General features: G+C 58.0%; 10 protein-coding genes and 5 pseudogenes. 10 read left to right on the plus strand and 5 right to left on the minus strand.

Annotated elements, in window-relative coordinates; translation table 11 throughout:
• Positions 1-11 precede the first annotated feature (11 nt).
• A complete protein-coding gene (locus RL_RS24510; RefSeq protein WP_011654520.1) occupies positions 12-1,637 on the plus strand; it encodes an effector protein in 1,626 nt (541 codons plus the stop codon).
• Between the two features lie 276 nt (positions 1,638-1,913).
• Positions 1,914-2,240 (plus strand): annotated as a pseudogene (locus tag RL_RS37915) (transposase); the annotation flags it as partial.
• On the opposite strand, the gene RL_RS24520 reads toward RL_RS37915, so the two are convergent.
• Positions 2,227-2,406 carry a hypothetical protein gene (locus tag RL_RS24520; RefSeq protein ID WP_041936626.1) on the minus strand — a complete coding sequence of 60 codons (180 nt, stop codon included), beginning with the start codon at positions 2,404-2,406 and terminating at the stop codon, positions 2,227-2,229. The pseudogene RL_RS37915 and the gene RL_RS24520 overlap by 14 nt on opposite strands.
• Positions 2,407-2,426: 20 nt before the next feature.
• Positions 2,427-3,616, minus strand: a protein-coding gene (locus tag RL_RS24525; RefSeq protein WP_122330883.1) for an IS3-like element ISRle4 family transposase whose coding sequence is annotated in 2 segments (ribosomal slippage) — positions 2,427-3,367 and positions 3,367-3,616 — 1,191 coding nt in all. Because the reading frame shifts where the segments join, the coding sequence is not laid out codon by codon here.
• A 492-nt stretch (positions 3,617-4,108) separates the two neighbouring features.
• Between RL_RS24525 and RL_RS24535 the strand changes: the two are divergent.
• The 8 genes and pseudogenes from RL_RS24535 to RL_RS24570 all read left to right on the plus strand — a co-directional run.
• A pseudogene (locus RL_RS24535) lies at positions 4,109-4,821 on the plus strand (IS630 family transposase); the annotation flags it as partial.
• 116 nt (positions 4,822-4,937) lie between these two features.
• Positions 4,938-6,165, plus strand: a pseudogene (locus tag RL_RS24540) (transposase).
• The gene (gene istB / locus RL_RS24545) at positions 6,162-6,920 is read left to right on the plus strand and encodes an IS21-like element helper ATPase IstB (protein ID WP_011654524.1); all 759 of its coding nucleotides are present in this window, start codon (positions 6,162-6,164) and stop codon (positions 6,918-6,920) included. The pseudogene RL_RS24540 and the gene istB overlap by 4 nt, the downstream one beginning before the upstream one ends.
• Positions 6,921-7,166: 246 nt before the next feature.
• A pseudogene (locus RL_RS24550) lies at positions 7,167-7,464 on the plus strand (hypothetical protein).
• A gap of 263 nt (positions 7,465-7,727) precedes the next feature.
• On the plus strand, positions 7,728-8,903 hold the full coding sequence (gene repA / locus RL_RS24555) for a plasmid partitioning protein RepA (RefSeq protein WP_162039383.1): 1,176 nt from the start codon (positions 7,728-7,730) through the stop codon (positions 8,901-8,903).
• Positions 8,893-10,107: a plasmid replication protein RepC gene (gene repC, locus RL_RS24560; protein ID WP_011654527.1), complete on the plus strand. Its 1,215-nt coding sequence runs from the start codon at positions 8,893-8,895 to the stop codon at positions 10,105-10,107. The genes repA and repC overlap by 11 nt, the downstream gene beginning before the upstream one ends.
• 260 nt (positions 10,108-10,367) lie before the next feature.
• Positions 10,368-10,748, plus strand: a complete 381-nt coding sequence (locus RL_RS24565) for an IS66-like element accessory protein TnpA (RefSeq protein WP_011654529.1) — start codon at positions 10,368-10,370, stop codon at positions 10,746-10,748.
• Positions 10,749-10,870: 122 nt separating this feature from the next.
• Positions 10,871-11,302 (plus strand): IS66-like element accessory protein TnpA, encoded by a 432-nt coding sequence (locus RL_RS24570; RefSeq protein WP_011654530.1) that lies wholly within the window; start codon positions 10,871-10,873, stop codon positions 11,300-11,302.
• 130 nt (positions 11,303-11,432) lie between these two features.
• Here RL_RS24570 and RL_RS24575 read toward each other — a convergent pair.
• From RL_RS24575 to RL_RS24585, 3 genes and pseudogenes are all read right to left on the minus strand, one after another.
• A pseudogene (locus RL_RS24575) lies at positions 11,433-12,253 on the minus strand (tyrosine-type recombinase/integrase).
• Complete coding sequence (locus RL_RS24580; RefSeq protein WP_041936627.1) at positions 12,250-13,164, minus strand: tyrosine-type recombinase/integrase; 915 nt, start codon at positions 13,162-13,164, stop codon at positions 12,250-12,252. Before RL_RS24580 ends, RL_RS24575 begins: the two are co-directional and overlap by 4 nt.
• Positions 13,158-13,958: a tyrosine-type recombinase/integrase gene (locus RL_RS24585; protein WP_122330884.1), complete on the minus strand. Its 801-nt coding sequence runs from the start codon at positions 13,956-13,958 to the stop codon at positions 13,158-13,160. Before RL_RS24585 ends, RL_RS24580 begins: the two co-directional genes overlap by 7 nt.
• Positions 13,959-13,981 lie beyond the last annotated feature (23 nt).

Raw genomic sequence — 13,981 nt, forward strand, 5'->3', positions numbered from 1 at the left:
AAGTAACGCTTATGGCAGATATTGGAAAGAAACCAGTTAAATTGCGGAATCCAGCCTATAAGCAGGCACGTTCAGCTAGGCGTGAAGAGGAGCAACGGCTTCGAGCGCTGGAGACGGCCCAACAGGCGCGCGGAATAAAGCGTGAGCTTGAGCGACCAAGCAAGCAAAAGCGATATGCTAAAGTGATGGACATCTTTGACAGTGTCGGGGAGGGCTATCGCGGAGAGGTCGGCTATAAGCTGATAGGCAACAAGAGGCTGAATATCGCCAGGGATGGCGAGCTCACTCACAAGAGTGGCATTGTTAGCAGGAAGACGGAGGTCCTAAGACGCGACCCCGACTCAGGGAGTGTTTACATCAGCCGACTTGGGAAGGAGGGTTGGCGGAAAAAGAGGAGTTACGAGTTTGGCGCCAAGGGTGAACTTCACTCTCTAAGCCGCGAGCGGAAAGACGGGAGTTTCCGCGAACGATGGGAACGCGATGAAACCGGCAATCTGGTCCGCACAAGCTATTTCACGAACCGTTTGCGGGACGGTAGGATTTTCGGCTCCATTTCAGAGGAGTTGAGCGCCCCGTACGAAAGTGGTCCTGACAACAAGAAGTATCGCCTTCTGGCCCGCAGGAAAGGCTCCAAAACAGAGGTCTTCGAGCGGGATGAGGATGCCAATCTGGAACTGGTTGGACGCAAAGCGCGTGGGTTTCGGGAATTTTCGACAAAATCGCGAGATGGGAGAACCAAGGAAACGGAGAGAAAGAGTCTCTTCGGTAGCAAAACATACCAGTCTCTCCTAGATGTGAATGGAAATGAGGTGGGCAGAAACATTAGGTCCCATCGAAGGTTGCTGAACAAACGATCGGCGAAATTCGATGAGAAGACAAATCAACTAACCGAGGCCAAGCATACGGTTGGTAAAATGTACAAAAGCGAGACCAGGTATCTTTCCAATGGCATGAAGGTCGTATCAAAACGTTTTTTTGGAATGAAGCTTCGTACGGACCTGAAAAAGCTCACCAGCGACGAGAGTAAGGCTTTCGAGATGGGAGCCGAAGAAGCAGCCCAGCATAAAGAAGCTTGGAAGAGTGTCGTGATCACGCCAAAATTGCCGCCTTCCAGCATGACGAAGGAGCTTGGGAGCGGGGTAGCTCAACTCGACGGCAGTGGGGAACTGGGCGAGGCACACGCAACGCCGCCCCCTTACACGACATCAAGTCCATCAAGAACGTTAACTGCCAAGCGACCGCCCCCCCAGACAAACCCAATTGCGTCGGACGGAAGAGAGTTGGCACAGATGGGCCGGGACGCGGGTCAACATGATCTCAACAAACCGCAACCTCCCGGTGGACAAAGCAAATTTGACAACGATACGTTCGTGGACAACGCCAACCGAAGAAATGCTAGAGACGCAAATGCGTCATCGAAGGAGAGTTCCAACGACAACCTCGCCAGAATTATGGCGGCTATAGGGCGAACCCAGGCAGACGGGGATGCCGTGCTCTCACACAACGAGGCGAACCCTGTTGCCGGGGTTAAGCTGCAGGCCTCGAATAACCAATCATTTAATGATAGGCGAGTGGCTATGATTTTAGCAGCGAAACGCCGTGATGAAGCAGCCAAGAGTGCAGGCTCGGACCGGTGACGACATTGGCTCCCGTCCTTTCCGCGATTGCGCGCAGCTTTTGTACAGAGCGAACGGTAACCATTTCCGGCCACACTCGTCGCTCGGATACCAGACCCCGCCAGGCTACGCCGGGATCATCGTCGCAGCCGGATGAAACTTCAGTGGCATGTATGGACGGCCTCCGCGTGGCAAGGGCTTTTTGGCGTTTCTGACGATTAGTCGGGTGCGGGCATGTATACGGCCTTTGATTGCGGCGCGTTCATGCCGCTGGCGCTGATGTAGTCCGTTGATCGGATCCCCGATCACACCACGCTGAGCCGTCGGGCGCGCGCATGGCGATCTGCCGGGGAGCGGCCCGGAAATCAGGTTCCACCTGCCGGACCGTTGCATGCTCTGGTGGACAGCACCGGCCTGCAGGTTTACGGCGCGGGCCAGTGGCTGGAGGAGAAGCATGGCGCCAGATCCCGCCGAGGTTGGCGAAAGCTGCATCTGGCACTGGAGGCCGATAGCGGCGAGATCGTTGCCCATACCCTGACGGATCAGGATGCTGGCGATGTCTCTCAAGTTGCGCCACTCCTCGACCAGATTGGCGGTCCGATCGGACAGTTCACAGCCGACGGTGTGAACCGCCCCAAGCCTGCGCATTGGCGGCTTGCGCCACCGCAATGTCCCGCTCGGCGACGACGGTGTCGCGCTCAGCAACAACGACATCACGTTCAGCCTGTAACATCTCACGCTCGGAAAGCAGCGCCAGATAGGCGCCCGCAAGGTCCGCAGGAAGATCCACAGTGACCTTGCCCCCAAGTTTTATCCAGTTTTGAGTTCGCTCCAGCGGTTTTTGGTTGCTGTTGTTGGTTCGGTAGCGGCGGGTTGCGGTGCGGAGCCATTTCGGCTGCGCAGCACCGCATCACGTCGCGGGTTGAGTGTCTGAGCGAATTCGGCCGGTGTCAGCCAGCCAAGGCCTGAATGAGGGCGTTGATCGTTGTAATCGCTACGCCAGTTTGAAAGCGCAGACCGGGCGTGAGCAAGCGACGAGAACAGAGTTTCATTCAAGAACTCGTCTCGCAGCCGCCCGTTGAAGCTTTCGATAAAAGCGTTCTGGATAGGCCTGCCAGGCGCAATGTAATGCCAGTCAACCTTGGTCCGGTCCGCCCATTGCAGGATCGCGTTGCTGGTGAACTCGCTGCCGTTGTCGCTGACGATCATCCTCGGCTTGCCGCGCTCCTCGATAATCCGGTCAAGCTCCCGTGCGACGCGAAGACCGGAAAGCGATGTATCGGCGACGAGCGCCAGGCACTCCCTCGTGCAATCATCGACGACGGTCAGAATCCGCAATCTGCGCCCATCGGTGAACTGATCCGACACGAAGTCCAGCGACCAACGATCATTGGCCACCATCGGCACCAGCATCGGCGCTCGCGTGCCTATCGCTCGCTTGCGACCGCCGCGCTTGCGCACCGTCAGTTTCTCCTCCCGATAGAGCCGGAAGAGCCTCTTGTGGTTCACGAGGTGACCCTCCCGCCGGAGCAGCACATGAATGCGCCGATATCCGAAGCGGCGACGTTCATGCGCCAACGCCTTCATTCGCTCGCGAAGCTCATGATCATTGTCGCGCCTGGTCTCGTAACGGACCGTCATTCGGCAAAAACCAATGGCTTTACACGCCCGCCGTTCGCTCATCTCATGATGGCTCATCAGATGCGCGACAGCGTTCCGCTTGGCCGCGGGCGTCACCACTTCTTTCCCAAAAGGTCTTTCAAGGCAGCATTGTCGAGCATCGCATCCGCCAGAAGCCGTTTCAGCTTCGTGTTCTCGTCCTCAAGCGTCTTCAGCCGCTTGGCCTCGGACACCTCCATGCCGCCGAACTTGGCCTTCCATTTATAGATGCTAGCATCGCTGACGCCATGCTTGCGGCAAAGCTCCGAGACCGGCGTGCCTGCCTCGTGCTCCTTCAATATGCCGATGATCTGTTCGTCCGTGAAACGATTGCGCTTCATCCTCTGGTCCTCTCAATGGGCCAGAGCTTACTTCAAAATGGATTATTTCAACGGGGCAAGGTCAACAGGCTTCGAGGTCATGAAGCCATTCGATCAGATTCACTCAATATTTTCAATGTAATAATGCTATCCGATCCGTGTCGGACGCCAGGTTTCCTGCGGATTACGCCAGTCGATCCCGGACAACAAATACGACAATTGCGCCGGTGAGATGTAAGCGCTGTCTACGTCCCACCTTGAAGCACCCGCCGTTCAAAGACCGCTGTCGTGAAGATGCGGCGGCGCTTCGCTGCAACACAGGGCGTCCCCGACAAGGTCGATCAGCGCTATTTCCGGGGCCGCATCGATGCCCACCACTTGTTTGCGATGCCGTTCACATGATCACGAAGCCTGTCTTCGACATGCTCATACCAGGGTGAGCGATCTGTGACTCTTTTTGAGGTTTCCAAATCAGTTGAGTTCTGAATCAATACCGCAAACGGAGGTTTGCGGATGACATCAGGACTTCCACTGCGCGATGACTTCGACGGCTTGGCTCTTCGGGCGTTGGCCAAAGGCACGAAGGATGCGGCACAGGCTCGGCGGCTTCTTGCCCTTGCCGAAATCTATGATGGCCATTCCCGCAGCGATGCGGCCAGGATCGGAGGCGTGACCCTGCAAATTGTCCGCGACTGGGTTATTCGCTTCAATGCGCGTGGCCCGTCAGGGCTCATCAATGGCAAAGCACCCGGCAATCAAGGAAAGCTTTCCGACGTGCATCGCCAGGCTTTGGCAAAGATCGTCGAAAGTGGCCCGATACCGGCGGTGCATGGCGTTGTGCGCTGGCGGCGCAAGGATCTTGTTCAATGGCTGTTCCAGGAATATCGGATATCCGTCGATGAAACGACCATTGGCCGCGAATTGACGGCGCTCGGCTTTGCAAAGCTGTCTGCCCGCCCGCGCCATTACGCCCAGAACGAAGGCGACCTGGAGAGTTTTAAAAAAACTTCCCCGCCACACTGGCAGCCATCAAAGGCAGGCTCCCGAAGAACGTCGAGATTGAGCTCTGGTGGGCCGACGAAGCTCGGATAGGCCAAAAGAACAAGATCACCCGGCGATGGGCACGCAAGGGAACAAGGCCTTCGGCACCACACGATCAACGCACGATGTGGACCTATATCTTCGGCGCTATCTGCCCCAAGAAGGGCAAAGGTGCGGGTCTCGTGAGAGCGGCGGTGGAAAAGTCGGCCACCTATTTACCCTTCTGCGATGAATGCAGGAGGGTCAGAGGATCTACACCGTGGAACTTTATCTGAAGGTTCGTCTGGCTTGTTCTGAAGGAATGAGCCGGCGTCAGGCAGCAAAGCATTTCAACATATCTCGCGACAGTGTGGCCAAGATGATGTCGTATTCGACACCACCCGGCTATCAGCGCCGGTCACCGACCCAGCGGCCCAAGCTGGATGCGTTCGTTTCAACCATCGAGCATTGGCTTGATGAGGATGTGAAGGTGCCGCGCAAGCAGCGCCATACTGCCAAGCGGGTGTTCGACCGTCTTCGGGACGAGTGCGGTTTCACCGGCGGCTACACGATCATCAAGGACTACGTGCGCGAGCGGGATCAGCGCCGCCAGGAGGTGTTCGTGCCACTGGCTCATCCGCCAGGGCATGCCGGACGGCACGCGCAAGCGGGCAGCGCTGTTTAGCGGCTTCCTGTCCCACTACCTGATCCGGGACCGCTATGGCTGTCCGGGAAAGGGCAACGATAAGGGAAACGTCGAGGGGCTCGTTGGCTATGCACGCCGCAACTTCATGGTTCCGATCCCGCAGTTTGCGACATGGGAGGCGTTCAACGCCTGGCTGGAAGAGCAATGCCGCAAGCGCCAGCGCGACAGGCTGCGCGGCGAGAGCGAGACGATCGGAGAACGGCTGCACCGGGATCTGGCTGTCATGCGTTCCTTGCCGCCATCGCCCTTCGATGCCTGCGATCAGGCCAGTGCCAAGGTCACGGCTCAGTCGCTGGTCCGCTACAAGACCAACGATTATTCCGTTCCGGTCGCCTACGGCCATCAGGACGTCTGGGTCCGGGGCTATGTCGACGAAGTGGCGATCGGCTGCCGCGGCGAGATCATCGCCCGCCATCCCCGGAGCTGGGAACGGGAAGACGTCGTCTTTGATCCTGTGCATTACCTGCCGCTGATCGAGCAGAAGATCAATTCGCTGGATCAGGCAGCGCCTCTCCAGGGCTGGGATTTGCCAGAGGAATTCGCCACGCTGCGCCGCCTGATGGAAGGGCGCATGGCAAAGCATGGCCGGCGTGAGTATGTGCAAGTTCTGCGCTTGCTGGAAAGCTTCGAGCTTGCAGACCTGCATGCGGCTGTGAAGCAAGCTCTGCATCTCGGCGCGATCGGCTTCGACGCCGTCAAGCATCTGACCCTGTGCCGGGTGGAGCGCCGACCACCGAGACTGGACCTGTCTATTTATCCCTACCTGCCGAGGGCGACGGTCGAGACGACTTCGACGAAAGCGTACATGCGCCTCTTGTCGTCGGATGCGGGAGAAGCGGCATGAGCACCGAAGTCCCGGAGATCCTGCTGTCCCATTATCTCAAAATCCTCAAACTTCCGACCTTCCAGCGCGAGTATCAAAAGCTAGCACGGCTATGTGCCACCGAGGGCGTCGATCATGTCGGATACCTCACCCGGCTTTCCGAACGGGAGATGATCGAACGGGATCGCCGCAAGGTCGAGCGCCGCATCAAGGCGGCCAGGTTCCCTGTCGTCAAGAGCCTCGACAGCTTCGACTTCGCCGCCATCCCGAAGCTCAACAAGATGCAGGTGCTGGAACTGGCGCGATGCGAATGGATCGAGCGTCGCGAGAATGTCATTGCGCTCGGTCCAAGCGGTACAGGCAAGACCCCTGTTGCACTCGGCCTCGGCCTGGCCGCATGCCAGAAGGGCCTCTCGGTAGGGTTCACGACCGCCGCCGCGCTGGTCAGCGAGATGATGGAGGCGCGCGACGAAAGGCGTCTGCTCCGTTTCCAGAAGCAGATGGCCGCCTACCAGCTCCTCATCATCGATGAACTGGGCTTCGTGCCGCTCTCCAAAACCGGCGCGGAGTTACTGTTCGAGCTGATCTCGCAACGCTACGAACGCGGTGCCACCCTGATCACCAGCAATCGTCCGTTTGACGAATGGACGGAGACCTTGGGATCCGAGCGTCTCACTGGCGCTCTTCTCGATCGCATCACCCACCACGTCAACATCCTCGAGATGAACGGCGACAGCTATCGTCTCGCTCAAAGTCGAGCCCGCAAGCCCGGCTGAAACCCTCTCAAAAAATCGCCGCGCGCATGAGACCCCCGCTCGGGCTACGCCCTCCCGGAGGTCTCATGCGCGCCCCACCAGTGGCCTGGTTTTGCTCCGCCCCCTGGCCGGTTTTTACTCCGCCGTTGACATCTCATTCATGGCGTATCGCTCTCCTTGAGAGGGTCTGGCTGGCTTCAATCACCCGCCTCGATACGCCGCCATTCTCAAACCGTCATCACCCATTTTCCACCATAGCTCAGCCTGATGGCGACAGTCACCTACGTCCGTACGATCAAATTTGTTGCCGAAATTCTCGAAGAGGACCCGGAACTTCTTCAGGCAATCGTCTCCAACGATGATAATCTGAGCTACGGCAGCATCATCTCCGTGTACACCGGAGACGACGAATCCGTGACCGCACTGACGGACGACGGCATGGACGAATTGGAGCAGATGCATCAAAGATGCCCGCCGCACATCCCAAGAATGGAACGACTTCCTCGACAGCTTTGTTGACGACGAACTGCTCGTCGCTCGCATCAAAGCAAAATCGCCGCGGTAGCAATCGGGCGGTTACGTTCGCAGCATGGACCAGTTAGCCAAAAACGCGATGGAATTGCGTAATAGTCGCGATCTTGCGTTACGTTTGTAGGATTCACAGAAGAACAAGTAGGGAGAGAAGCAGGGCATTCGCCTCGTTAACTATCTGAATACATGTCGAATTCTGGCTGGCTAGATTTTTCTGATTAACCAGCTGTTAACCATTAAGTACTTGCAAACGAGAGGGTTTGGAGCGGTAAATTTGACGTGATGAGAGATTCTAACGTGACCGTCGCGACAAACCCAAACCGTAGGGCGTTGCCCAGCGTCTATGAAACAATTGGTGAGCAGGCTGATTTGCTAAGCTCGCACCTTCAGTCGATGAGTGAAGCATTTCCGCTTACGTCTCAGAAGATTCTGCGGAAGTTCACGTCCGGCGAAGCCGCGCGGTTGATGAATGTATCTGATTCCACGTTGAGAAAGATGAGCTTGGTTGGCGAAGGCCCGCAGCCTGAAACGACTAGCAACGGCAGGCGGCTCTATACTTTGCCTGACATAAATCAAATTCGGCATTTGCTTGCGCAATCAACCCGCGGGCGCGGAAGCATCGAGTTCGCTCCCCATCGCCGTCCCGGAGGGCATCTTCAGGTCCTCGCCGTAACCAACTTCAAAGGTGGCTCAGGTAAGACGACAACGTCGGCACATCTAGTGCAATATCAAGCGCTGCAGGGTTATCGCGTTCCTGCGGTGGATCTCGAGCCTCAAGCGAGCTTATCTGCCCTACTCGGCGTTCTCCCCGAACTGGATGTTGCTTCCAACCAGACGCTCTATGCTGCGATTCGATACGACCGGAACCGCCGCGGTCTCTCTGATGTTATTCGCCCGACCTATTTCGATGGCCTCGATCTCGTACTGGGCAATTTTGAGCTGATGGAGTTCGAGCACACGACGCCCAAGGCGTTGAGCACTGGCGCTGGCGGTGAAACGCTTTTCTTTACGCGTGTCACGGAGGCACTCGACGAGGTTGCCGACAATTACGGCGTCATGGTGATCGATGGTCCGCCACAGCTCGGCTTCCTTACCTTAAGCGGTTTGTGCGCAGCGACCGCGATGATTGTAACCGTGCACCCGCAGATGCTCGATATCTCGTCGATGAGCTGGTTTCTGTTGATGATCCGGGACCTCCTCGGTGTCGTTCGTGATGCCGGCAGTGACCTCAAGTGTCATTTCATCCGATATTTGCTGACGCGGTTCGAGCCACAGGACGCCCCCCAAACGAAAGTAGCTAGACTGCATCCACACGGCAAAGAAAAAGGCGCCGAAACGGATCCCGGAAGCCCTTCTCAATTGGTTACAGCTAAGAGAACCACATTGCTGGGAATCCACGTCAAGAGTCTTTGGCATCGTTTTGGTGAGCGTTTTTCTGTTGCCTTTCGAAAGGTAGACGAAAATGCAGACTGAACACATAGCGACGCCCTTTGGGCGGCGGCGGATGACGCTTGCGTCAGTGAAGAGCCAGTTCGATTCCGCGAGGATCAAAAAGGGAAAATCTGCTAGTAAGTGGAAGATCTACCGTGACACCTGTGAGGCGCGTTCCCTGCTCGGGCTGCGCGATCGGGCGCTAGCAGTGCTAAACGCACTTCTGTCGTTCTATCCCGAAACCGATCTGATCGAGGGCAGCAATCTTGTTGTGTTTCCGTCAAACGCGCAGCTAATTGTTCGTGCCAATGGCATCGCCGGCACGACTCTTCGGGAGAATCTTGGGTTTCTTGTGCGGGCTGGTCTGATTCATCGAAACGATAGCCCAAACGGCAAGCGTTATGCCCGAAAGGGACGAGACGGTTCCATTGAAACCGCTTACGGCTTCAACCTTGCGCCGCTGCTCGCGCGATCCGAAGAACTCGCCCTCTTGGCTCAGCGGGTTGCCGAAGGAAAACTGCGCTTGAAGGTGATCAAGGAGAAGATCACCATTGCTCGTCGGGATATACGTAAGCTCATTTCCGCCGCGACCGAGGAGGGCGCTGCGGGCGACTGGCAGAGCATTGAGGACCGTTTCGTTGCGATCACCAGGGGTCTTCGAACGGTAAAAGCGGACGCAGGCCTGGCGGAAAGCCTCGACGAACTCACACTATTGCGAGAAGGGATCGTCAACTTGTTGGAAGTTCAGCTTATTTCAGAAAAATCCGACACCAATGGTGCCGAAAACCGTCAGCACATACAGTATTCAAATACCGAATCCATCCTCGAATTTGAACCTAGCTCCGAAACTGAGCAGGGCGAGAGGCCGAACCGAAAGGCGAAGCGACAACGCGAGCCGATAAGATCTTTTCCGCTTGGGATGGTCGTTCGAACGTGCCCGCAGATATCAGATTACGCCCCCGGCGGGCGAATTGGGCAATGGCGCGATTTAATGGCCGCTGCTGTAGTGGTTCGTTCCATGCTGGGTGTTTCGCCGTCGGGATATCAGGAGGCTTGTGAGGTCATGGGGCAGGAACATGCCGCAGTTGCGATGGCCTGCATCCTGGAGCGGGCGGGCCACATTAATTCAGCCGGCGCATATCTTCGAGATCTAACCGCGCGGGCGGGAAGGGGCGAATTTAGCCTCGGTCCCATGTTGATGGCGCTGATGCGGATCGCTGCGCCAACTCGAACCAGGTCGGCGTAGTGATATACCGTTGGATCTGGACGGAAACGCTTTGTTGGAAGCTCCCAACAATGGAGATATACAGACCAAGCTATCGGGCGCCGGCATCTCCGATTTTCAATCGATCAACAGGCAAGGGCTCTGTCGCATGGCGATGTTGCTGATAAATATCACGGCGATCTCAATCTAAGTGTGAGCGTCCGGTGAGCGGATTTTGGTTAGGTGCGGGATTGGCTCAAGTTACGACACAGATGATTCATTTGTGACGTAACAGGGTATGAATGGCCAAGGTTGAGATCCTGACGGGTGCTGAGCGACAACGGCGATGTTCGACGGAACTGAAGCTTTCAATACTGCAAGAAGCGTTCAGCGCGGATGGCACCGTTTCGGATGTCGCGCGCCGGCATGACGTTCTTCCGCAGCAGATTTACGCCTGGCGAAAGAAGCTCTTGCCACCCGAATCTCCCCAGGCCGCATCGTTCATCCCGGTATCGCTTATCGGAGCGTCTGAGAGCGTGAGTGACGGTTCCAAGAGGAGCAGTGCTCGGTCGAGATGGAAAGACGTTGAAATCGTCCTGAGGAACGGCCGCTTACTGAGAATTGCAGCGGACATGGATCTCGAAGTGCTATCATCACTGGTCGCTTGTGTGGAGGCGGCATGATCGGGCCTTCGGGGAATGTGCAGGTTTATCTGGCCTGCGGGGTGACTGATAGTAAGCGGTGCCTTGACCGGTCCGGATCAGCGTGTGATTGTTGATGTTGTTGCCGAACGAGGCTTCGACATATGACGATTACAGGATTTACGCATGACACCAGTGAAGATGTGCCGTTGCAACGGTTTGAGGTTTTCACGGGAACAGGCCGTCGCCGCGACTGGAGCGACGAGGAGAAGGACCGCATTGTCGCCGAGAGCTATAGCGGCGAGATGTCGGTCAGTGCTGTTGCGCGTCGGCATGGGTTGTCGCCCGGACAATTGTTTACCTGGCGTCGGCAGGTGCGAAGTCTTGCGAAGCAAGACTCGCCGTCCATGTTTGTGCCAGCGGTAATTGATCGTCCGGGAGAGCCACCCCCGACACGGCGAAAGACGATAAGGAGGAGCGCACTTCCAATTGCAGCAATCGAGCTGGAGGTTGGCGGTGCGATACTCAGGATCGCATCTGGCACGGACAGCGCGACCATTGCTGCCGTGATCCAGGCCTTGAAGGCTCAATCGTGATCGGTACGTCCGGTGCGGTAAAGGTGATGATCGCCAACAAGCCCGTCGACTTCCGCAATTATGTGAAGCGTGCAGTTATGTGGAGTCCGCCGCGACAACTACTTGCCGCCTGCGGCGTTTGGGAGTGGGATTACTCGACATAATTTTTCGATCGTCCGATGGACTTCAGCATCGCGAGTAGCTTGTCGGGAGCAGCAAAGCGACCCGGCTTGAGCGACGGCGGCGCCATCGCTGCAAGCGCCTCCAGTTTTTCGGTTGGATCAGCCCGCAGATAGATTTCCGTGCTTTGCAGGCTGGCGTGCCGAGCCAGAGTGACACCTTGCGCGCATCGCGGGTCGCTTTCAGAGTGTGCATGGCACAGGTATGGCGCAAAACATGTGGGGTAACGCGTTTATCGGCGAGAGAGGGGAGCTTCTGCGCCGCGGTAGCGGCGTGCTTGGCAAGGATATATTCGAATCCGGCCCGGGTCATCGCGCGTCCCACGGCATTGAGGAAGAGTTCGGTGTCGCCACTCGCCGGGCGGACTGCCAGCCAAGCCGTCAACGCCGCCGTGGTCTCTTTCCACAAGGGCAACACACCTTCGCGGCGTCCCTTACCCATGATGTGGATGCTGGTGACCGTCTGGCGGTCAATCTGGTCGAGGCGGATGCTGACGAGCTCGGAGACGCGCAGCCCGGCAGCGAAGGCCAGATGCAGCATCGCTCGATCGCGAATGCCGGATACCTGACGCGGGTTCGGTGCATCAAGCAAAGCCTGCATCTCGTCGCGGCTGAGATGGCTGACGAGCGCCTCCTCGATGCGGGACGGGGTGGTCTTCAATCGGCTAGCGGCGAAGCAGAGCAGCAGTTGGAAGCTGTAGGCGTAAGCCTCGCAGGTGTGTGGGCTTGCCCGCCGCTCTTGCGGCAGATGTTCTCGTAGGAAGGTGGTGAGATGCGGAGCCAGCGCGGTCATGTGACGGCTCCTTGATGCAAGGCCTCGCCAGCCGCTGCGATCTGCCTCAACAGGATCGGCGTTGCCTGCAGATACCAGTAGGTGTCAGTGACGTGGGCATGGCCGAGGTAGGTGCTGAGGGCGACGATGTGGCGGCCAACGGCATGATGATCGGGCTGGCATTGCTCGAGGGAGCGCACGGCGAATGTGTGCCGCAGATCGTGAATGCGGGGGCCGGTTTGCCCAGGCTCTCCCCGCAAACCGAGCGATCGTGCGAGGCGGAGGAAGACAGCAATCACGGTACTGTAGGCCGGCGGCGCGCCCATAGCGGAAACGAACAGCATGCTGTTCAAGGTTCCGAGCCGACGACGCGCCAACAAATACTTATCCAGGGCGTCCCGCGTCGTGTCGTGGAGCGGCAGTAAGCGGCTCTTCTGGAACTTGGTTTGTCGGATAACCAACCCATCGGCGGTCACGTCCTCAAGTCGAAGCGCGAGGGCTTCGGAAATGCGCATTCCGGTGGTGGCCAACAATCCGAACAGGGTCTCGTACATCAGCGGCCGGATCGTGTCTGACGGCTTCAATCGTGCGGCCGCCTGCAACAACGCGCTGATCTCATCCGGCGTATAGATGTGCGGGATCCGCCGCTTGAGCAGGTTGCGCCCCAAGGCTTCTGCGGAAGGAACCTGATGGCGCAGGTCCTCGGCTGCTATTACCAACGCAAAGCGGCGGACCGTCACCAGCCGGTTGCGGCGCTGCTGTGGGGATGGCGCAAGCGTCGCCCATTCAAGTACACGAGTGACTTCAATGTGCCGATCGCCATGCCTTTCGGCGAAGGTGGCGAAGCTCCTCAAGAGCGTGTGCTGGACGCGGAACTTGAAGCCCACCGTGCGCTGGAGTTCCACATATCGCGACAGATCCTGGCTCAGCATGACGCACTCCCCGGCCAAGGCTGGGCGATCTGGAGCAGCATGTTGATGTCCACCTTCGCATAGTGGGCAGTCGTGTCGACCGATCGATGGCGAAGCACTGTCCCGATCATATCCAGCGTGGCGCCGGCCCGAAGCATGCTGGTCGCCGCGGAGTGCCGCAGGAGATTGGCGCCTCGGGAGGGAGCGTTGTCGATACCCGTCCTAACAAGCGCAAGCTTGACGATGCTAGAGACAGTCGCGCTCGCTAACGGCCGATGCGGCGCGACAGCCCGCAGGAAGATCTCCTCGTAGGCGGCGGGCGGACGGGCCTCCCGCAAATAGTCGATGATCGCTTCACCGACGTCCTGAGGCAGCGGAAGCCGGATCTCGCGGCGGCCCTTGCCGCGCACACATAAAGTGCCCTCTCGCCAGTCGATGTCTTCTAGACACATGCTCGAAACGTCGCCGGCGCGCAGGCCGAGACGTGCAAGCAGCAGCAGAACCGCGTGATCGCGCATGCCCACCGGTGTCGTGACGTCGCACGACGCAACCACCCGATCAACGTCGGCGGTGGAGATGTAGAGCGGCAAGGCCGATAACCGCCATTGCGGGACCGTCGGTATTGCCTGATCAAGCCCCGGTTGACACAAACTCTGGGTAGCCAGATACTTGAGGTAGCCTCGCAACGCCATCGTCATCGTTTTGAGGTTGGCGCGCGAACTTCGCTGGGCCTCGTCAAGAACCACTTGCCGAACAAGACGGGCGTCGTACAGTTTTGGATCACGACCGAGGCCGGCAAGCAAACGCGTGACCATGGGCGATGGACTGTGCGCTCGGA

Source organism: Rhizobium johnstonii 3841 (genome assembly GCF_000009265.1).
GTDB classification, from domain to species: Bacteria; Pseudomonadota; Alphaproteobacteria; order Rhizobiales; family Rhizobiaceae; genus Rhizobium; species Rhizobium acaciae.

Coding starts and splice junctions, on each gene's coding strand:
- RL_RS24565 (WP_011654529.1), top strand. CDS start 10,368: ATGGCCAAGGTTGAGATCCTGACGGGTGCTGAGCGACAACGGCGATGT.
- RL_RS24580 (WP_041936627.1), bottom strand. CDS start 13,164: ATGCTGAGCCAGGATCTGTCGCGATATGTGGAACTCCAGCGCACGGTG.
- RL_RS24585 (WP_122330884.1), bottom strand. CDS start 13,958: ATGGTCACGCGTTTGCTTGCCGGCCTCGGTCGTGATCCAAAACTGTAC.
- RL_RS24570 (WP_011654530.1), top strand. CDS start 10,871: ATGACGATTACAGGATTTACGCATGACACCAGTGAAGATGTGCCGTTG.
- repC (WP_011654527.1), top strand. CDS start 8,893: ATGCAGACTGAACACATAGCGACGCCCTTTGGGCGGCGGCGGATGACG.
- istB (WP_011654524.1), top strand. CDS start 6,162: ATGAGCACCGAAGTCCCGGAGATCCTGCTGTCCCATTATCTCAAAATC.
- RL_RS24510 (WP_011654520.1), top strand. CDS start 12: ATGGCAGATATTGGAAAGAAACCAGTTAAATTGCGGAATCCAGCCTAT.